We start from the raw sequence: 18,622 nt of genomic DNA, 5'->3' as shown, positions 1-18,622 counted from the left end.
GTGTCGCCGCATGGGCGCCATGCGCCCCATGCAACACTGACCCGGGCCGCCTCGATGGCGGCGCTTCCCGAACCAGCATAGCGGGCTTGAAACACTGGCCGCGATCGTTTATATCAGCCTCAAATTCTTGGTCGGTATGACGAAGAGTGGGTCCACCCGGTCCCGCTCTTTTTTATTACCTGCCGATAACTTGGTAGAGAACGACAGGGCTTCAATGACTGCAACGGCAAGCGAGGGCGACGATCGCATCATCCGCGAAAGCGGTATCGATGCGCGCATCGCGCTGATCGTCCAGCCGGTTCTGCGCGGCATCGGCTTCCGCCTCGTGCGGGTGCATCTGTCGGGCCAGAACGGGCTGACGCTGCAGATCATGGCCGAACGCGAGGACGGCACCATGACCGTCGAGGATTGCGAAGAGGTCAGCCGCGCGGTGTCGCCGGCGCTCGACGTCGATGATCCGATCGAAAAGGCCTATCATCTTGAAGTCTCGTCGCCCGGCATCGACCGACCACTGGTCCGCAAATCGGATTTCACGACCTGGACGGGCCATCTGGTTAAGATGGAAACATCGATGGTCGTCGCCGACCGCAAGCGCTTCAAGGGCAAGATCGCCGAAGCCGGCGAAGACGATGTGCTGATCGAGCGCGACAAGGCAGCCTATGGCGAGGAGCCGACGGTGCGCGTCCCCTATGACGCAATTGCCGATGTGCGCCTGATCCTGACTGACGATCTCATCCGCGATGCCCTGTCGAAGGACAACAGGGCGCGCAAGGAAGCCAAGAAGCGCCGCGGCGAACCTGACGACGACGAGTCGGATGCGGAAGCGGACGCCACGGAAGACCACGAACAGGAACTATGATTGAGCTGCCGGGCGCAAAGGCCCGGCAAACAAGCTCCGGAGAAAAACGATGGTTGTAAGCGCCAACAGACTTGAATTGCTGCAGATCGCCGACGCGGTCGCGCGTGAAAAGTCGATCGACAAGTCGATCGTCATCGCCGCCATGGCCGATGCGATCCAGAAGGCGGCGCGTTCGCGTTACGGTCAGGAGACCAACATCCGCGCCGATATCAACCCGAACACCGGTGAGATGAAGCTGCAGCGGCTGATGGAAGTGGTCGAGAAGGTCGACGACTACGCCACGCAGATCGCCATTTCCTCGGCTCGCGAGCGCAATCCCGACGCCCAGCTCGGCGACTTCATCGCCGAACAGCTGCCGCCCATGGATTTCGGCCGCATCGCCGCCCAGTCGGCCAAGCAGGTCATCGTGCAGAAGGTCCGCGAGGCCGAACGCGACCGCCAGTATGACGAGTACAAGGACCGCATCGGCGAGATCGTCAACGGTACCGTCAAGCGCGTCGAATACGGCAACGTCATCGTCGATCTCGGCCGCGGCGAAGCGATCATCCGTCGCGATGAGCTGATCCCGCGCGAGAACTACAAATATGGCGACCGCGTCCGCGCCTATGTCTACGATGTGCGCCGCGAGCAGCGCGGCCCGCAGATTTTCCTGTCGCGTACCCATCCGCAGTTCATGGCCAAGCTGTTCACCATGGAAGTGCCGGAAATCTATGACGGCATCATCGAGATCAAGTCGGTCGCCCGCGACCCGGGTTCGCGCGCCAAGATCGCCGTCATCTCGCGCGACAGCTCGATCGATCCGGTCGGCGCCTGCGTTGGCATGCGCGGCAGCCGCGTCCAGGCCGTCGTCGGCGAACTGCAGGGCGAGAAGATCGACATCATTCCGTGGTCGCCTTCGGCGGCGTCCTTCATCGTCAACGCGCTGCAGCCGGCGGAAGTCGCCAAGGTCGTGCTCGACGAGGATGCCGAGCGCATCGAAGTCGTGGTTCCCGACGACCAGCTGTCGCTGGCCATCGGCCGTCGCGGCCAGAACGTGCGTCTGGCTTCGCAGCTGACCGGTTGGGATATCGACATCCTGACCGAGGCCGAAGAATCCGAGCGCCGCCAGAAGGAATTCGTCGAGCGTTCGTCGCTGTTCATGGAAGCCCTGGACGTCGACGAGATGGTCGGCCAGGTGCTGGCCTCCGAAGGCTTCACCAGCGTTGAGGAAGTCGCTTATGTCGATTCTGGCGAGATCGCCTCGATCGACGGCTTCGACGAGGACACCGCTTCGGAAATCCAGACCCGCGCCCGCGAATATCTGGAGAAGATCGAAGCCGAGCATGACGACAAGCGCAAGGCGCTCGGCGTTTCGGACGAATTGCGCGAAATCCCCGGCGTCACCACCGCCATGATGGTGACGCTCGGCGAGGACGGCGTGAAGACGATCGAGGATTTCGCCGGCTATGCCGCCGACGACCTGACCGGATGGAAGGAACGCAAGGACGGCGAGACAAAGGTCTATCCGGGCGTGCTGGCCAATCATGGCGTGACCCGCGCAGACGCCGAACAGATGGTTCTGGCCGCCCGCCTCAAGGCCGGTTGGATCACCGAAGACGAGCTTGCAGCCGAAGAAGTCTCGGCTGACGAAGCCGTTGGTGCGTGAGGTGAAACCGCATCGCACCGAACCCGCCCCTGGACGAGATGAACGATCGCACCTGCATCGTTACGCGCAAACAAGCCGAACCGGATGATCTGATCCGGTTCGTCGTCGGCCCGGATTCGGCCGTCGTTCCCGACATCAAGAGAAATCTGCCCGGCCGCGGTTGCTGGGTGAGCGCCGACCGCCTACATATCGACAAGGCTGCGGCGAAGAACCTCTTTGCCCGCGCCTTCAAGGCACAGGTGGTCGTGCCGCCCGATCTTGGCGACATGGTCGACGGGCTGCTTTCCAGATATGCTCTGGGCATGCTCGGTCTTGCCCGCAAGGCAGGCGCAATTTCGCTTGGTGCTACCAAGGTCGAAAGTGCCGTCCGCGGCGGATTGGCGCTTTTCGTGCTTCACGCGACCGAGGCGTCCGACGACGGCGTGCGCAAGATCAGCCAGGCGCGACGGGCGACAGTCCATCTCGGCGGGCCCGCCATCCTTGCCTACAAACTTTTCTCCGAGGCCGAGTTGAGCTTGGCATTGGGGGGTACAAATGTGATACATGCTGCCGTTCTCGCGGGAGACGCGGGCAGGGCGGTCCAGAAGCGCATGGTTGCGCTCGACCGGTATCGGGGCGGTTCCCCGGACGATCTGGCAATGCTTGCGGCTGTTGCTGACGAAGATGATGCCGCAGAGGATATGGAATGAGCGATACGAAATCGGGTGACGACAATACGCTGAGTGTGACGCCGAAGAAGACCTTGACGCTGAAGCGCCCCGGTATGGAACAGGGCACTGTGCGCCAGAACTTCTCGCACGGCCGCACCAAGCAGGTCGTCGTCGAAACCAAGAAGCGCAAGTTCTCGATGCCCGGCGACAAGCCGGAGCCCGTTGCCGCCCCCGTCTTCACACCGAAGCCGGCGGTCGTGGCCGCGCCCGTCGTCGTGCCGGAAGCACCGAAGGCGCCGCCACCCCCGCCGCCACCGGCCCCGGTCGAGCGCAGCGGCATGGTGCTGAACGAACTTTCGCGCAGTGAAATGGAAGCACGCCGCAGGGCGCTCGAGGGCTCGAAGGTTCGCGAGGTCGAGGACCGCCAGCGCGCCGCAGAGGATGCCAAGCGCCGCGCCGAGGACGAAGAGCGCCGCAAGCGCGAACGCGATGAATCCGCGCGCCGCCAGGCCGAGGAAGAGGCGCGGTTGCAGACCGAAGCCGAATCCCGCCGTCGGGCCGAGGAAGAGGCCCGCCGTCGCGCGCCATTGGCTGCCGAACTGGCAACAGTCGATGACGAGGAAGTGGCCAAGCCGAAACGGGCTGGTGCCGGTGTGCCGGTGCGCCGTCCGGTCACGCCTGAAGTGGCGCGTCCGGCCAAGCCGACCAAGAGCGAGGAAGATCGCCGCCGTGGCAAGCTGACGCTGAATTCGGCATTGTCCGACGAAGATGCGCGAGCCCGTTCGCTGTCGTCGATGCGTCGTCGCCAGGAAAAATTCAAGCGCGCGATGCATAATGAGCCGCGCGAGAAAGTCATGCGCGAAGTGATCCTGCCAGAGACCATTACGATCCAGGAACTGGCGCAACGCATGTCCGAGCGCGCGGTCGACCTGGTCAAGTTCTTCATGAAGCAGGGCCAGATCCTGAAGCCGGGCGACGTCATCGACGCCGACACGGCCGAGCTGGTTGCCACCGAATTCGGCCACACGGTCCGCCGCGTCGCCGAGTCCGACATCGAGGAAGGCCTGTTCAACATCGCCGACAATGCCGAGGACCTGGTTTCGCGTCCGCCGGTCGTGACGATCATGGGTCACGTCGACCACGGCAAGACCTCGCTGCTCGACGCGATCCGCAACGCCAATGTCGTCTCCGGCGAAGCCGGCGGCATCACCCAGCACATCGGCGCCTATCAGGTCGAGAAGAATGGTCACAAGATCACCTTCATCGACACGCCCGGCCACGCCGCCTTCACGGCGATGCGTGCTCGTGGCGCCCAGGCGACCGACATTGCCATCCTGGTGGTTGCGGCTGATGACAGCGTCATGCCGCAGACGATCGAATCGATCAGCCATGCCAAGGCGGCCGGCGTTCCGATCATCGTGGCGATCAACAAGATCGACAAGCATGATGCCGATCCGCAGAAAGTGCGCTCCGAACTGCTGCGCCACGAGGTCTTCGTCGAATCCATGGGCGGTGAAGTTCTGGACGTCGAAGTGTCGGCGACCAAGGGCACCAATCTCGACAAACTGCTCGAGGCGATCCTGCTGCAGGCCGAAATTCTCGACCTGAAGGCCAATCCGGACCGTACCGCCGAAGGCGTCGTCATCGAAGCCCAGCTCGACAAGGGCCGTGGCCCCGTCGCCACCGTGCTGGTGCAGACCGGCACGCTGATGCCGGGCGACATCCTCGTTGCCGGCAATGAATGGGGCCGGGTGCGTGCGCTGGTCAACGATCGTGGCGTGCAGATCAAGGAAGCGCCGCCGGCGATGCCGGTGGAAGTGCTTGGCCTGCAGGGCACCCCGCAGGCCGGCGATCGCTTCGCCGTGGTCAACAACGAGGCCCGTGCCCGCGAGATCACCGAATACCGCCAGCGCCTGGCGCGCGAGAAGGCGGTTGCCAAGCATGCCGGCCAGCGCGGTTCGCTCGAGCAGATGATGTCGCAATTGCAGACAAGCGGGCTGAAGGAATTTCCGCTGGTCATCAAGGGCGACGTGCAGGGCTCGATCGAGGCGATCAACGCCGCGCTGGACAAGCTCGGCACCGACGAGGTGCGTGCGCGCATCGTCCATGCCGGCGCCGGCGCCATCACCGAAAGCGATGTGTCGCTGGCGGAGACTTCGGGTGCCGCGATCATCGGCTTCAATGTCCGCGCCAATGTCCAGGCGCGTGCCGCCGCAGCGGCGGCTGGCATCGAGATCCGCTATTACTCGATCATCTACAACCTCGTGGATGACGTGAAGGCGGCTCTGTCGGGCCTGCTGTCGCCGGAGCGGCGCGAGACCTTCATCGGCAATGCGCAGATCCTCGAAATCTTCGACATCACCAAGGTCGGCAAGATCGCCGGCTGCCGTGTCACCGAAGGCAAGGTCGAGCGTGGTGCGGGCGTGCGCCTGATCCGCGACAACGTCGTCATCCACGAAGGCACGCTGAAGACCCTGAAGCGCTTCAAGGACGAAGTTTCGGAAGTCCCCGGCGGCCAGGAATGCGGCATGGCCTTCCAGAACTACGAGGACATGCGCGTCGGTGACGTCATCGAGTGCTTCCGCGTCGAGATGGTGACCCGGACACTCTGAGTTCGAGTGACTTGTCCATAGCGGGCGGTGGCCGAAAGGCCGCTGCCCCCAAGTCTATTGAGAATGCCCATATGAGACATGCGGCACGGTCCCATCCCGCGCCTCACGCTTTCAGGATTGAGAAAAATGCCCCGTCCAACCGCATCCAGCCCATCCCAGCGCATGCTGCGCGTCGCCGAACAGGTGCGCCATGCGCTGTCCGAAACCCTGCAGCGCGGCGAGATCATCGATCCGCTGATCGAGAACACCGTGGTGTCGGTCTCGGAAGTGCGCATGTCGCCCGATTTGAAGGTCGCTACCGCTTTCGTCTCGCCGCTCGGCGCCAAGGATACCGATGCGGTGGTCGAGGCGCTGAACAAGCATGCGAAATTCGTCCGTGGCCGTGTCTCCGGCGCGCTGCGGCAGATGAAATTCATGCCGGAGTTCCGCTTCAAGCTCGACACCTCCTTCGACAATTTTGCCAGGATCAACGACCTCTTGAAATCGCCGGAAGTGGCGCGCGATCTGGGTCCTGAGGACCAGGAAAACGCGGACCAGGACAAAGACGACAACAAGGACACCGAATAGTGGCGCGTCGCGGCAAGAAGAAGGGCCGGCCGATCTCGGGCTGGCTGATCCTGGACAAGCCGGTCGGCATGGGCTCGACCGAAGCCGTCTCCAAGATCAAATGGCTGTTCCAGGCCGAAAAGGCCGGCCATGCCGGCACGCTCGACCCGCTGGCGTCCGGCATGCTGCCGATCGCGCTTGGCGAGGCCACCAAGACCGTGCCTTACGTGCAGGACGGCGCCAAGATCTATCGCTTCACCGTTGCCTGGGGGCAGGAGCGCTCCACCGATGACCTCGAAGGTCCGGTGACGAAGGAATCCGACCTGCGTCCGTCGGAAGCCCAAGTGCTCGCCCTGCTGCCGAAATACACCGGCGTCATCATGCAGACGCCGCCGCAATTCTCGGCCATCAAGATCGCGGGCGAGCGCGCCTATGATCTGGCCCGCGACGGCGCGACGGTCGACATACCCGCGCGCGAGATCGAGATCGGCCGTCTGGACATTGTCGAACACAGCGCCGACCATACTGTTTTCGAGGTCGAATGCGGCAAGGGCACCTATGTGCGCTCGCTGGCCCGCGACATGGGCCGCGACATGGGCTGTTTCGGCCATATCAGCGAATTGCGCCGGGTCGAGGTCGAACCGTTCACCTCGGAGGACTTCGTCACCATCGCCGAACTGGAAGCCGCCCGTTTCGGCGTGCTGGAGGAAGACAGCGCCGACGCGACTGATATCGCCGACGCGACAGAAGCCGCTGACGCGGTGGAAGTGCCAATTGACTTCGACGCCATCGATGCGCTTCTGGTCGATACATCGGCTGCCCTCGATTGCCTGCCGCAGATCGCGATCAGCGATGACGCGGCAACCAAGATCCGTCTTGGCAACCCAGTCATCATCCGCGGCCGCGACGCGCCGGTGGAAGCCGAAGAAGCCTGCGCCACGGCGCGCGGCAAGCTGGTCGCCATCGGTGCCATCGAGCAAGGCATGTTCAAGCCCAAGCGGGTCTTTGCCGGGTGACTCCTGTCGTCTAATGTCAAGGCGGGGACTCGCACGAGGGGCATATGGCAAAGACTGAGACCGTGAAGACGCGTGCGCCGGTGAAGACGCGGCGGCCGCCAGTCGGTGCGTCGCCGGGCACGCTGATCGCCGACCCCTCGGCGCGGCGCAGCGAACTCAGGCTGACGCTGATCTCGCCCGAAAAATTCAAGACCATCGAAAATGCCAGCATCGACGACCTCAACACCCATTGCGACAAATGGCCGGTCCTCTGGCTCGACTGCACCGGCCTCGCCAACATCCCGCTGATCGAGGAGATCGGTCGCATTTTCAGCCTGCATCCGCTGGCGCTGGAAGACGTCGTCAACACCGGCCAGCGGCCGAAGGTCGACTTCTTCGAGGATCACGCTTTCGTCGTCGTCAGGATGATCGACGACGTCACCTCGCATCGCTATGAGCAGATCGCCGTCTTCTTCGGCAACAACTTCGTCGTCACCTTCCAGGAGCGGGAAGGCGATCCATTCGATCCGGTGCGCAAGCGCATCGAAAGTTCGGCGCCTAACCGGCTGCGCGCCCGCGGCGCCGATTACCTCGCCTATGCGCTGATCGATGCCATCGTCGACAGCTACTTTCCGCCGATCGAGGCCGCCGGCGATACTGTCGACAGCATCGAGGACGAGATGCTGCATTCGCCGCACAAGCATCAGATGCGGCAGCTGCATGAATTGCGGCGCGACGCCAACGTGCTGAAAGGCGTGCTCTGGCCAATGCGCGATGCGCTGGCGACGCTGATCCGCAACGATGTGCCCTATGTGAAGGCCGAGACCAAGATCTTCCTCAACGACACGCTCGACCATGCGCTCAGGCTGATCGAGCTGGTCGAGACCCAGCGCGACATGCTGACCGGCCTGATCGAGATGCACCTGTCGCTGAGCCAGGCGCGCACCAACGACGTCATCAGCTATCTCACCATCGTCTCGGTCATCTTCATGCCGCTCACCTTCCTGGTCGGCATCTGGGGCATGAATTTCGATCCGGAGTCTTCGCCCTGGAACATGCCGGAACTGAAGGCCTATTATGGCTATCCCTTGTCGCTGCTGTTCATGGCGCTTGTCGCGTTCGGGCTGATCGCCTTCTTCAAATGGAAGAAATGGCTCTGACAAGGATAAATCACGCCATTTCGGCCTGAAAAGCCGGCTTGTGAATTGGGCTGGTGTTTTCCGGGGAATTGCACTATATGCGCCGCAGCATAGCGCTATGACGCTTTGCTTGCACCGGCCCCTGCTGGACGACATCCCGGCTGAGGGCGACCCGTTTCCTCAAACAGATAAGGAAAAACACGATGTCGATTACTGCCGAGCGCAAACAGGAATTGATGGGTGAATTCGCAACCGCCAAGGGCGATACCGGGTCTCCGGAAGTCCAGGTGGCCATCCTTTCCGAGCGCATCAAGAACCTGACCGACCATTTCAAGGACCACAAGAAGGATAACCATTCCCGCCGTGGTCTGCTTGCTCTCGTCTCCCAGCGCCGCAGCCTGCTTGATTATCTCAAGCGCAAGGACGACGCGCGCTACCAGACGCTGATCGAGAAGCTCGGTCTGCGTCGTTGACGAATTGACCGGCGGGCTTTCGAAGGAGAGCCCGCCGGTCGCGCATTCTGCCAGTCGCATCGACTGGCCAGACCCGGTTTCGATCGTGCAGAGGGCACTCGAAACCGCCCATGGACGGTCATGGGGCAGGATTGCAGGACGCTCGCGCGCGCACCGCGCCGAAATCACCCGAGCTTCCCGTTGTCTTGCCCGTGGCTGCCCGAGAAAGGAAGCCAGGGAAAGGGCATCTCCGCGCACCGTGAAACGGCGCGGCCCTTTCCTCATATTAAGGACAAGAGATGTTCAATCACCACAAAGTGGAAATCGAATGGGGCGGTCGTCCGCTCATCCTCGAAACCGGCAAGATAGCGCGCCAGGCTGATGGCGCGGTGCTCGCCACCTACGGCGAGACCAAGGTCCTCGCCACCGTCGTTTCGATGAAGGAGCCGAAGCCCGGCCTCGATTTCTTTCCGCTGACCGTCAACTACCAGGAAAAGACCTACGCCGCCGGCAAGATCCCGGGTGGCTATTTCAAGCGTGAAGGCCGTCCGAGCGAGAAGGAAACGCTGGTTTCCCGCCTCATCGACCGCCCGATCCGCCCGCTCTTCGCCGCTGGCTACAAGAACGACACGCAGATCGTCGTCACCGTCGTCCAGCATGATCTCGAGAACGATCCCGACATCCTGTCGATCGTCGCCACCTCGGCCGCTTTGACGCTCTCCGGCGTGCCCTTCATGGGCCCGATCGGCGGCGCCCGCGTCGGCTACATCAACGGCGAATACGTGCTCAACCCGCATGTCGACGAGATGCAGGAATCCAAGCTCGACCTGATCGTCGCCGGCACCACCGACGCCGTGCTGATGGTCGAGTCCGAAGCCAAGGAATTGGGCGAAGAGCTGATGCTCGGCGCCGTCATGTTCGGCCACAAGGGCTTCCAGCCGGTCATCGACGCCATCATCAAGCTGGCCGAAGTCGCCGCCAAGGAGCCGCGCGACTTCACCGCGCCGGATTATTCCGCGCTTGAAGCCGAGATGCTGAAGATCGTCGGTGACGAACTCAGCAATGCCTACAAGAACGTCGACAAGCAGAAGCGTTACGCCGCCGTCGACGCCGTCAAGGCGAAGGTCAAGGCAGCGTTTGCCCCGGCAGAAGGCGAAGATGCCAAGTACACTTCCGAGCAGATCGGTTCCGTATTCAAGGAACTCCAGGCCAAGGTCGTGCGCTGGAACATCCTCGACACCGGCTCGCGCATCGATGGCCGTGACCTGAAGACGGTCCGCAAGATCGTCTCCGAAGTCGGCGTCCTGCCGCGCACCCACGGTTCGGCGCTGTTCACCCGCGGCGAGACCCAGGCGCTGGTCGTTGCCACGCTCGGCACCGGCGAGGACGAGCAGTATGTCGATTCGCTGACCGGCATGTACAAGGAGAAGTTCCTCCTTCACTACAACTTCCCTCCCTACTCCGTCGGCGAGACCGGCCGCATGGGTTCGCCGGGTCGCCGCGAAATCGGCCATGGCAAGCTCGCCTGGCGCGCCATTCGCCCGATGCTGCCGAGTGCCGACCAGTTCCCCTATACGCTGCGCGTCGTCTCGGAGATCACCGAGTCCAACGGCTCGTCATCGATGGCCACCGTCTGCGGCACCTCGCTGGCGCTGATGGATGCCGGCGTGCCGCTGGCAAAGCCGGTCGCCGGTATCGCCATGGGCCTGATCAAGGAAGGCGAGCGCTTCGCCGTTCTCTCCGACATCCTGGGTGACGAAGATCACCTCGGCGACATGGACTTCAAGGTTGCCGGCACCGCCAACGGCATCACCTCGCTGCAGATGGATATCAAGATCGAAGGCATCACCGAGGAGATCATGAAGATCGCGCTGGACCAGGCCAAGGATGGCCGCCAGCACATCCTCGGCGAGATGGCGCATGCTCTGACCGGCGCGCGTTCGGAACTGGGTGAGTTCGCACCGCGCATCGAAGTGATGCACATCCCGACCGACAAGATCCGTGACGTGATCGGCTCGGGCGGCAAGGTGATCCGCGAGATCGTCGAAAAGACCGGCGCCAAGATCAACATCGAGGACGACGGCACGGTCAAGATCGCTTCGTCCAACGCCAAGGAGATCGAGGCGGCGAAGAAGTGGATCCACACCATCGTCGCCGAGCCGGAAGTCGGCGAGATATACGAAGGCACGGTCGTCAAGACCGCCGACTTCGGTGCTTTCGTCAACTTCTTCGGTCCGCGTGACGGCCTCGTCCACATCTCGCAGCTTGCCAACGACCGGGTCGCCAAGACCTCGGACGTGGTCAAGGAAGGAGACAAGGTCTGGGTCAAGCTGATGGGCTTCGACGAGCGCGGCAAGGTCCGCCTGTCGATGAAGGTCGTCGACCAGGCCACCGGCAAGGAACTCGCCCGCGACAAGAAGAGCGAAGGCGAAGAAAACGCCGCCTGAACGTCTTGAGTTCATGAATTGAAGCGGGCGCGGCTTATGTCGCGCCCGTTTTCATTTCAGCCCCGGTTTTCACTTTCAAATCGCCCAGACAAGTCGAGATCGAACAATGTCCGCCGAGCCGTTGAAGACGCTTTTCCATCCCTTCGAGGCCGAGGCTGTTGCTTTGCCGGGAAAGGGCATGCGCGCGCTGTTTCTCGGCGCTGAGCCGGGTTTTCGCCTGCCTGAAGGCTTTGAGGCGACGCTTCACCTCGTGCAGGGCTTCCGGCCGCATTTTAGCGCGCTGCAGGCGTCTGGCTTCGTGGTCACCGCGCAAGTGGAAGGCGATGGCTTCGATATGGCACTTGTGCTTGCCGGCCGGCATCGCGGCCTGAACGAAGTGCGCCTCGCGCAGGCGCTTGAGCGGGTGGCGCCGGGCGGCTTGGTCGTCGTTGGCGGCGGCAAGGACGATGGCATTGCCAGCCTGCGCAAGCGCGTTGACGAACTTGTGCCGCTGGAGGGCCATCTGCCAAAATATCACGGCATCGCCTTCTGGTTACGCCGTCCCGCGGACCTCGCCGCCGCGGAAGAACTGCGCGCCGCCAATCCCGCTCTGCTGGTTGAAAACCGGTTCCGCACCGCGCCCGGCATGTTTTCCTTCGACCGGATCGATACCGGCTCGAAATTGCTGGTCGAGAACCTGCCCAATGATCTGCGTGGCAACATTGCCGATTTCTGCGCCGGCTGGGGGTATCTGGCTGCCGAGATCGCCGTCCGCTCACCGGGCATTTCAGCGCTCGACCTCTATGAGGCCGATTTCGCCTCGCTCGAAGCCGCAAAGCTCCATCTGGCAGGGGTCGGCCAGTCGATCGCCAGGAATTTCTTCTGGATCGATCTGCTGAAGGAACCGGTCGAGAAGCGCTACGACGCGATCGCCATGAACCCGCCCTTTCACCGCAGCCGGGCGGCCGAGCCGGAGATCGGCGCCGGCATGATCCGCGCGGCGGCCAAGGCCTTGAAACCAGGTGGGCGGCTGTTCATGGTCGCCAACCGCCAGCTTCCCTATGAGCCGATCCTGGCGGCCGCTTTTTCGAGCCATGCCGAACTCGCCCGCGATGGCATGTTCAAGGTGCTTTCCGCTCGTCGTTGATACAATGCACCGCGTTCAATGCAGATTGGCGACGCGCCGGACCTCATCGGTGACATGCACGTCGCCGACCCTGATCTTGAGGGGGGCCGGCCTGCCGTAAAGATAGCCTTGCACCACCTCGCAGCCGGCTGCCCTGAGCAGCGTCGCCTGGCTTTCGGTCTCGACGCCTTCGGCAATGATGCTGACGCCGAGCGCGCGCGACAGCCCGACGATGGTCGAGACGACCGCACCCGAGCTGGAATCGGTGTCGAGGCGGCTGACGAAGGACCGGTCGATCTTCAGCTTGCCGAACGAGAAATCGATCAGGTAGCTCAAATTGGAATAGCCGGTGCCGAAATCGTCGACGGCGACCGAGATGCCCATATCCGCGAGCTCCTTCAGGATGGCGGCGGCGCGGTCGCGGTCCTGCATCATCGCCGTCTCGGTCACTTCCAGCTCCAGCCGCGACGGCTTGATGCCGGTGCTCGTCATGGCGTCGCGCACGATGCCGACGAAGTCCTTGGTCATGAACTGCACGGGCGAGATGTTGACGGCGACGAAGCAATCGTCGGGCAGATGCCGGGCGTCGCTGCAGGCTTTGCGCAGCACCCATTCGCCGATCGGGCCGATCATGCCGGTTTCCTCGGCGATCGGAATGAACTCCATAGGCGGGATCATGCCGCGTTCCGGATGCCGCCAGCGGATAAGCGCTTCATACCCGACGATGCGGCCGGTCGGGAGATCGAGCTGCGGCTGGTAATGAAGGTCGAAGTCACCACGTTCGAAGGCTATGTGCAGTTCGGATTCGATCCATTGGCGATGGTCGGCGACCCTGCCCATTTCGGCATGGAAGACCGACCAGTTGCCGACGCCGCTGGCGCGCGCGTTCTGCAGCGCCAGATTGGAGCGGCGCAGGATGAGGACGGGATCGACGCCGTCCTTTGGCATCGCCACGATGCCGACCGACAGGCTGACCGATTGCAGGTGCTTGCCGAGATCATAGGGCTCCATCATCTCGTCGATGAGCCTCTCTATGGTGCTTTCCAAGGACCCTGAAACCTGGTTGTCAGGGAGCAGGATCGCGAATTCACCGGCGCCGATACGTCCGATCAGCGCGCGCGGCGGCACGCACGTCTTCAAGCGCTTGGTGAAGGCGCGGATCAGCTCGTCGCCCTGGCTGTAGCCGATGGCGTCGTTGATCTGCTTGAACCGGTCTATGTCGATATCGATCAGGAACATCGGCTCGCCGGTCCGGCTGGTCGCGCATGCCGCCTCGGCAATCTTGCCGACCATCGCCGGGCGTGCCACCAGACCGGTCAGCTTGTCGAAATGGGTTTCTGTGAAGACGAAATCCGCCGATTCATCGACGCCGGCGAAGAAGGACATCGCGGCGACCGACGCCGCCAGTGCGCAAAGAGCGGCCATCACAGAGACCATCATGTCCGCTGAGATGCCGGCAAAACCATCGCCGAGACCGAGCTTCAGGCCCCAGAGCCCGAGGACGAAACTGCCGAGACCCGAACTCGCTATGGTGAGCAGTCGGAACACCGGTGTTCGCTTCGGGTTGCTGACGGCGAGCATTGAAAGTTCCCCTGAGTACGGGGCTTTCTAGCGGATATCTCCTTAAAATGAGTTTCCGCGAATGAATCCAATTTTATTGGACCGAAAGTATTTCTTGAGGGGATCAATGCGCCTGGCGCTGAAACGGATTCAGTTGGCGCGCTTTAAGCTTCGTGTCTTCAAATGTCGCCATTTCAAAACCGCCGCGCACCTTTGGGCGACAGGCGTTAATCTCGTCCGCCGTCGGTTTGCTTCAATTCGTCGAGCGTCGGCATGGAAACGATGTGATAGCCGGAATCGACATAGTGGATTTCTCCGGTAACCCCGGAAGACAGATCCGACAACAGATAAAGTGCCGAGCCGCCGACCTCGTCGATGGTCACCGTGCGGCGCAGTGGCGAGTTTCGCTGCTGGTAGGAGAACATGTGGCGCGCATCTGAAATACCGGCGCCGGCGAGCGTGCGCACGGGTCCAGCCGATATGCCGTTCACCCTGATGCCGCGCGGACCGTAATCGTTGGCGAGGTAGCGTACACTGGCCTCCAGTCCGGCCTTGGCGACGCCCATGACATTGTAGTTCGGCATGACGCGGACCGACCCCGCATAGGTCAGCGTGATCATCGATCCGCCGTCTTTCATCAAGGTGGCTGCATGGCGGGCGACCTCGGTGAAGGAGTAGCAGGAGATCACCATGGTGCGGACGAAATTGTCCCGGCTGGTGTCGGCGTAGAGCCCTTTCAACTCGTTCTTGTCGGAAAAGCCGATGGCGTGGACGATGAAATCCAGCCCGCCCCATTCTTTGCCCAGGGTCTCGAACGTGGCGGCGACCGAGGCGCTGTCCTCGACGTCGCACGGCACGACCAGCGAGGCGCCGAGCTTGTCGGCCAGCGGCTTGACCCGGCGCCCGAACGCATCGCCCTGATAGGTGAAGGCGAGTTCCGCCCCATGTTCGGATAATTTCCGGGCGATGCCCCAGGCGATCGAATGATCGTTGGCGACACCCATGACAAGCCCGCGCTTGCCCTTCATCAATCCGTCCATGGCCGGCAAATCCTTATGCGGAATAGCGCTGGAAAACGAGCGTGGCGTTGGTGCCGCCGAAGCCGAACGAATTGGACAGGACAGTGTCGATCCTGGCGTCATCAATGCGCTTTCGCACGATCGGCATGCCCTCGAATTCGGGGTCGAGGGTCTCGATATGGGCGCTTTCGCCGATGAAACCGCCCTGCATCATCAGGATCGAATAGATGGATTCCTGCACGCCGGCCGCGCCCAGCGAATGGCCGGTCAGCGACTTCGTCGAGGTGATGTACGGCATCTCTGGGCCGAACACCTCGCGGATCGCGCCCATTTCCTTGGAATCTCCCACCGGCGTCGAGGTGCCATGCGTGTTGATGTAGTCGACCGGCGTGGAAACCGTGGCCAGCGCCTGGCGCATGCAGCGGACCGCGCCTTCGCCTGAAGGAGCAACCATGTCGTAGCCATCCGACGTCGCGCCATAGCCGACGATCTCGGCATAGATCTTGGCGCCGCGCGCCTTGGCATGCTCAAGCTCTTCCAGCACCAGCACGCCGGCGCCGCCGGCAATGACGAAGCCGTCGCGATTGGCGTCATAGGCACGGGAGGCGGTCGATGCCTTGTCGTTGAATTTCGACGACATGGCGCCCATCGCGTCGAACAGGTCCGACATCGTCCAGTCGAGATCCTCGTGGCCGCCGGCGAAGACGATGTCCTGCTTGCCCCACTGGATCAATTCATAGCCATTGCCGATGCAATGCGCCGAGGTCGAACAGGCCGACGAGATCGAGTAGTTGACGCCGTGGATCTTGAACCATGTGGCAAGCGTCGCCGATGCGGTCGACGACATTGCCTTCGGCACCGCGAACGGACCGATGCGCTTGGGACTGCCGTTCTTCAGCGTCGTTTCGGCCGCCTCGACGATGGTACGGGTGGATGGTCCGCCCGATCCCATGACGATACCGGTGCGCCCATTGGTGATGTCGCTCTCGCCGAGGCCCGCATCCGCGATCGCCTGGTCCATGGCGACATGGTTCCAGGCAGCACCCTGGCTCAGGAAGCGCATCGCACGGCGATCGATCATCGCCGATGGATCGAGCGTCGGCGCTCCCCATACCTGGCAACGGAAGCCGTGTTCGGCGAAGGAATCGGAGAAGCTGATGCCGGATCTGGCGTCATGCAGAGAGGTCTGCACCTCGTTGGCATTGTTGCCGATCGACGACACAATGCCGATGCCTGTGACTACGACACGTCTCATTCGCAACTCCTTCCAGGGGTGCTGGCCAGAGAACTGGCCAGAGATGCCGGTCAGCCAACCGCCGACTGCTTGGACAGACCGACTTTCAAATCCGTTGCCGCGTATATGGGTTCGCCATCCGCCTTCAGCCAGCCATCGGCGATGCCGAGCACCAGCCGGCCCCGCATCACGCGCTTGAAGTCGATGCCATATTCGACCTTCTTCACCGAGGGCGTGACCATGCCCTTGAATTTCACTTCACCGGTCGACAGCGCCATTCCCTTGCCGGATTCGCCCAGCCAGCCGAGATAGAAGCCCGTCAATTGCCACATGGCGTCGAGGCCGAGGCACCCCGGCATGATCGGATTGCCGATGAAATGGCAGGCAAAGAACCACAGGTCCGGCTTGATGTCGAACTCCGCGCGGATGAAACCCTTCTCGAAGGCGCCGCCGGTCTCGCTGATCTCGGTGATGCGGTCGAACATCAGCATCGGCGGATAGGGAAGCTGGGCGTTGCCCGGTCCGAACAGTTCGCCGCGGGCGCAGGCCAGCAATTCATCGTACTCGTAGCTGGATTTACCCGCCATCAATTCCATCCCATATCGTTCCGGGCTATCGGGTGCCCTTGTCGTTGGTTTCCTAACACAATCTGTTTCAGGCCGGAAACCGGCGTTTGCGCTTAGCCTGCTCGTCTGCCTGGGTCAATGCGCGCTATTGATCGCATTCGGACGACAGAATATATGTCCTGAGAGGTCCGGTTTCGGCAGATGTTCATTTTTTTGCCATTCTGGGCGTGTCTTGGGGCGGAACTGTGGGGTTCGACGAGAAGATGGACCTGGACGGCCGGAAGGAAAATGTCGCTGTGGACAAGCGGGTTCGTGAAGCCGGCCTGAGGCCGACGCGTCAGCGCATTGCGCTGGCCGACCTGCTTTTCGCCAAGGGCGACCGTCATTTGTCGGCCGAGGAACTGCACGAGGAGGCTGTTGCCGCCGGCGTGCCGGTGTCGCTGGCCACCGTCTACAATGCCCTCCACCAGTTCACCCAGGCGGGACTTTTGCGCATCCTCGCCGTGGAGGGCGCGAAAACCTATTTCGACACCAACACCTCCGATCATCACCATTTCTACATCGAAGGCGAAAACCGCATATTCGACATCGACAGCGGTCCGGTGACGGTTGCCAACCTGCCGGAGCCGCCGGAAGGGATGGAGATCGCCAATGTCGATATCGTGGTGAGGCTGCGCCCCAAACGCCGCGAATGACCGGCGAGGCCGGAATGACCGGCCAGGCCAGAATCACCCGCCGGGCCAGAATCTTTGGCCAGGCCAGAATCTTCGACCAGGGATGAAACGCCTCGATTGCGTCATTCGGCTTGAATGGGCAATCGTGGCGGTGGCTGCCGTTGTTTTCTACGGCTCAACCGCTATGCCCTGGTGGCTCTTTGGATTGCTTATCCTGGCGCCGGACCTGTCGATATCAGGCTATCTGGCCGGTCCACGCGTCGGTGCCCTTGCCTACAATGCCTTGCATATCCTGATCGTGCCCGTGCTGCTGCTGCTCGGCGGGCACATGTGGGGCAATGCGGCCGCGATGGCGGTTGCGCTGATCTGGATCGCCCACATCGCCATCGATCGTGCGCTGGGTTACGGCCTGAAGCTGTCGACCGGCTTTCAGGACACCCATCTCGGCCGCATCGGGGCTAAACCACGACCGCGAACCTTCGAAAGGTCGCGGTCAGCAGGTGAAAAAATCAGTCCTTGACCCGTTCGCCGGGATAGGCGCCCCAGACGACCGACTGGGCAAGCCAGCCGGTGTGGCCGTCGAACGTCATTTCGCACCACTGGCCGTCGCAGGATTTGATCGTACCCATGACGCCAGGTTCGATCATCGCGACCACCCTTGCATCCTTGTCGGGGCTATTGAGAAGGTTGACCTGAGAGCCCTTGCCGCGCTGCCATGGTGCGACGATTGCCGTGCGTCGGCCGGACAGCAGCGACTGGTTGATCCAGCCTTCCGAACCGTCGGCATCGCGCACGCGGCGCCATGTATCGAATTCCTGGATGATCTCCATCGGCAGGCCGGCCTTCATATACATCCAGTCGACCGAGTAGTTGGCGCCGGGGCCGACGCGCGAGTTGACGCGGCCGGATTTCAGGCTGACGAAGCGCGGCAGCGGCAGGCCGCTCGGCCCGAGCGTGACGACGCTCTGGGCGGGTGCTGCGGCACTCTGCGCGGCCACAAGCGGAGAATAAAGCAGCGCGCCGAGAAATGCTGCACTGAGGGTCAGGCGAAGCGACGCGAAACCAGACACTTTCGTTCCTTTCGGCGCTTGCCCATCGGCCCCGGCGCCCCTTTTTCTT

At 62.5% G+C, this 18,622-nt stretch carries 17 protein-coding genes; 12 read left to right on the top strand and 5 right to left on the bottom strand.

All coding sequences use genetic code 11. The features are described from left to right. Window positions 1-214 precede the first annotated feature (214 nt). The 10 genes from rimP (at window position 215) to MESCI2_RS0129295 (ending at window position 12,471) form a co-directional block, all read left to right on the top strand. On the top strand, window positions 215-859 hold the full coding sequence (rimP, locus tag MESCI2_RS0129340) for a ribosome maturation factor RimP (RefSeq protein WP_027039576.1): 645 nt from the start codon (window positions 215-217) through the stop codon (window positions 857-859). A gap of 49 nt (window positions 860-908) precedes the next feature. Further along, window positions 909-2,504 (top strand): transcription termination factor NusA, encoded by a 1,596-nt coding sequence (gene nusA / locus MESCI2_RS0129335; RefSeq protein ID WP_013527896.1) that lies wholly within the window; start codon window positions 909-911, stop codon window positions 2,502-2,504. Window positions 2,505-2,542: 38 nt separating this feature from the next. Next, complete coding sequence (locus tag MESCI2_RS0129330) at window positions 2,543-3,193, top strand: RNA-binding protein (RefSeq protein ID WP_027039575.1); 651 nt, start codon at window positions 2,543-2,545, stop codon at window positions 3,191-3,193. Continuing rightward, a complete protein-coding gene (gene infB / locus MESCI2_RS0129325) occupies window positions 3,190-5,766 on the top strand; it encodes a translation initiation factor IF-2 (protein WP_027039574.1) in 2,577 nt (858 codons plus the stop codon). The genes MESCI2_RS0129330 and infB overlap by 4 nt, the downstream gene beginning before the upstream one ends. A gap of 126 nt (window positions 5,767-5,892) precedes the next feature. Continuing rightward, window positions 5,893-6,333, top strand: coding sequence for a 30S ribosome-binding factor RbfA (gene rbfA / locus MESCI2_RS0129320; protein WP_013527893.1), 441 nt, complete (start codon window positions 5,893-5,895; stop codon window positions 6,331-6,333). Then, window positions 6,333-7,328 carry a tRNA pseudouridine(55) synthase TruB gene (truB, locus tag MESCI2_RS0129315; RefSeq protein WP_027039573.1) on the top strand — a complete coding sequence of 332 codons (996 nt, stop codon included), beginning with the start codon at window positions 6,333-6,335 and terminating at the stop codon, window positions 7,326-7,328. The genes rbfA and truB overlap by 1 nt, the downstream gene beginning before the upstream one ends. Before the next feature lie 44 nt (window positions 7,329-7,372). After that, window positions 7,373-8,467 carry a magnesium/cobalt transporter CorA gene (corA, locus tag MESCI2_RS0129310; RefSeq protein ID WP_027039572.1) on the top strand — a complete coding sequence of 365 codons (1,095 nt, stop codon included), beginning with the start codon at window positions 7,373-7,375 and terminating at the stop codon, window positions 8,465-8,467. Between the two features lie 140 nt (window positions 8,468-8,607). After that, window positions 8,608-8,919 (top strand): 30S ribosomal protein S15, encoded by a 312-nt coding sequence (gene rpsO / locus MESCI2_RS0129305; RefSeq protein WP_269470859.1) that lies wholly within the window; start codon window positions 8,608-8,610, stop codon window positions 8,917-8,919. A gap of 278 nt (window positions 8,920-9,197) precedes the next feature. After that, window positions 9,198-11,345, top strand: a complete 2,148-nt coding sequence (gene pnp, locus MESCI2_RS0129300) for a polyribonucleotide nucleotidyltransferase (protein ID WP_027039571.1) — start codon at window positions 9,198-9,200, stop codon at window positions 11,343-11,345. Between the two features lie 106 nt (window positions 11,346-11,451). Further along, window positions 11,452-12,471 carry a class I SAM-dependent methyltransferase gene (locus tag MESCI2_RS0129295; protein ID WP_027039570.1) on the top strand — a complete coding sequence of 340 codons (1,020 nt, stop codon included), beginning with the start codon at window positions 11,452-11,454 and terminating at the stop codon, window positions 12,469-12,471. 15 nt (window positions 12,472-12,486) lie between these two features. Here MESCI2_RS0129295 and MESCI2_RS0129290 read toward each other — a convergent pair whose 3' ends face one another. From MESCI2_RS0129290 to fabA, 4 genes are all read right to left on the bottom strand, one after another. Continuing rightward, on the bottom strand, window positions 12,487-14,031 hold the full coding sequence (locus MESCI2_RS0129290) for a putative bifunctional diguanylate cyclase/phosphodiesterase (RefSeq protein WP_027039569.1): 1,545 nt from the start codon (window positions 14,029-14,031) through the stop codon (window positions 12,487-12,489). A 206-nt stretch (window positions 14,032-14,237) separates the two neighbouring features. After that, the gene (fabI, locus tag MESCI2_RS0129285) at window positions 14,238-15,050 is read right to left on the bottom strand and encodes an enoyl-ACP reductase FabI (protein ID WP_027039568.1); all 813 of its coding nucleotides are present in this window, start codon (window positions 15,048-15,050) and stop codon (window positions 14,238-14,240) included. 13 nt (window positions 15,051-15,063) lie between these two features. Then, a complete protein-coding gene (gene fabB / locus MESCI2_RS0129280) occupies window positions 15,064-16,284 on the bottom strand; it encodes a beta-ketoacyl-ACP synthase I (RefSeq protein ID WP_027039567.1) in 1,221 nt (406 codons plus the stop codon). A 50-nt stretch (window positions 16,285-16,334) separates the two neighbouring features. Beyond that, window positions 16,335-16,850, bottom strand: coding sequence for a 3-hydroxyacyl-[acyl-carrier-protein] dehydratase FabA (gene fabA / locus MESCI2_RS0129275; RefSeq protein ID WP_027039566.1), 516 nt, complete (start codon window positions 16,848-16,850; stop codon window positions 16,335-16,337). Window positions 16,851-17,092: 242 nt separating this feature from the next. On the opposite strand from fabA, the gene irrA reads away from it, so the two are divergent. Continuing rightward, window positions 17,093-17,524 (top strand): iron response transcriptional regulator IrrA, encoded by a 432-nt coding sequence (gene irrA, locus MESCI2_RS0129270; protein WP_024503471.1) that lies wholly within the window; start codon window positions 17,093-17,095, stop codon window positions 17,522-17,524. An 82-nt stretch (window positions 17,525-17,606) separates the two neighbouring features. Beyond that, window positions 17,607-18,023, top strand: coding sequence for a DUF4260 domain-containing protein (locus MESCI2_RS01000000135875; protein WP_032901419.1), 417 nt, complete (start codon window positions 17,607-17,609; stop codon window positions 18,021-18,023). Here the strand turns inward: MESCI2_RS01000000135875 and MESCI2_RS0129255 are convergent. Next, window positions 18,013-18,573, bottom strand: coding sequence for an SH3 domain-containing protein (locus MESCI2_RS0129255; RefSeq protein WP_027039565.1), 561 nt, complete (start codon window positions 18,571-18,573; stop codon window positions 18,013-18,015). The two genes, MESCI2_RS01000000135875 and MESCI2_RS0129255, sit on opposite strands and share 11 nt — an antisense overlap. Window positions 18,574-18,622 lie beyond the last annotated feature (49 nt).

This window comes from Mesorhizobium ciceri WSM4083 (assembly GCF_000519305.1).
Classification (GTDB): Bacteria; Pseudomonadota; Alphaproteobacteria; order Rhizobiales; family Rhizobiaceae; genus Mesorhizobium; species Mesorhizobium ciceri_B.
The sequence above is the reverse complement of the archived record's forward strand: the minus strand, read 5'-3'. Positions and strand labels throughout refer to the sequence as shown.

Bases quoted from the DNA above. Each gene is read 5' to 3' on its own strand.
- rimP (WP_027039576.1), top strand. From the start codon at position 215: ATGACTGCAACGGCAAGCGAGGGCGACGATCGCATCATCCGCGAAAGC.
- nusA (WP_013527896.1), top strand. From the start codon at position 909: ATGGTTGTAAGCGCCAACAGACTTGAATTGCTGCAGATCGCCGACGCG.
- MESCI2_RS0129330 (WP_027039575.1), top strand. From the start codon at position 2,543: ATGAACGATCGCACCTGCATCGTTACGCGCAAACAAGCCGAACCGGAT.
- infB (WP_027039574.1), top strand. From the start codon at position 3,190: ATGAGCGATACGAAATCGGGTGACGACAATACGCTGAGTGTGACGCCG.
- rbfA (WP_013527893.1), top strand. From the start codon at position 5,893: ATGCCCCGTCCAACCGCATCCAGCCCATCCCAGCGCATGCTGCGCGTC.
- corA (WP_027039572.1), top strand. From the start codon at position 7,373: ATGGCAAAGACTGAGACCGTGAAGACGCGTGCGCCGGTGAAGACGCGG.
- pnp (WP_027039571.1), top strand. From the start codon at position 9,198: ATGTTCAATCACCACAAAGTGGAAATCGAATGGGGCGGTCGTCCGCTC.
- MESCI2_RS0129295 (WP_027039570.1), top strand. From the start codon at position 11,452: ATGTCCGCCGAGCCGTTGAAGACGCTTTTCCATCCCTTCGAGGCCGAG.
- MESCI2_RS0129290 (WP_027039569.1), bottom strand. From the start codon at position 14,031: ATGCTCGCCGTCAGCAACCCGAAGCGAACACCGGTGTTCCGACTGCTC.
- fabI (WP_027039568.1), bottom strand. From the start codon at position 15,050: ATGGACGGATTGATGAAGGGCAAGCGCGGGCTTGTCATGGGTGTCGCC.
- fabB (WP_027039567.1), bottom strand. From the start codon at position 16,284: ATGAGACGTGTCGTAGTCACAGGCATCGGCATTGTGTCGTCGATCGGC.
- fabA (WP_027039566.1), bottom strand. From the start codon at position 16,850: ATGGCGGGTAAATCCAGCTACGAGTACGATGAATTGCTGGCCTGCGCC.
- irrA (WP_024503471.1), top strand. From the start codon at position 17,093: ATGGACCTGGACGGCCGGAAGGAAAATGTCGCTGTGGACAAGCGGGTT.
- MESCI2_RS01000000135875 (WP_032901419.1), top strand. From the start codon at position 17,607: ATGAAACGCCTCGATTGCGTCATTCGGCTTGAATGGGCAATCGTGGCG.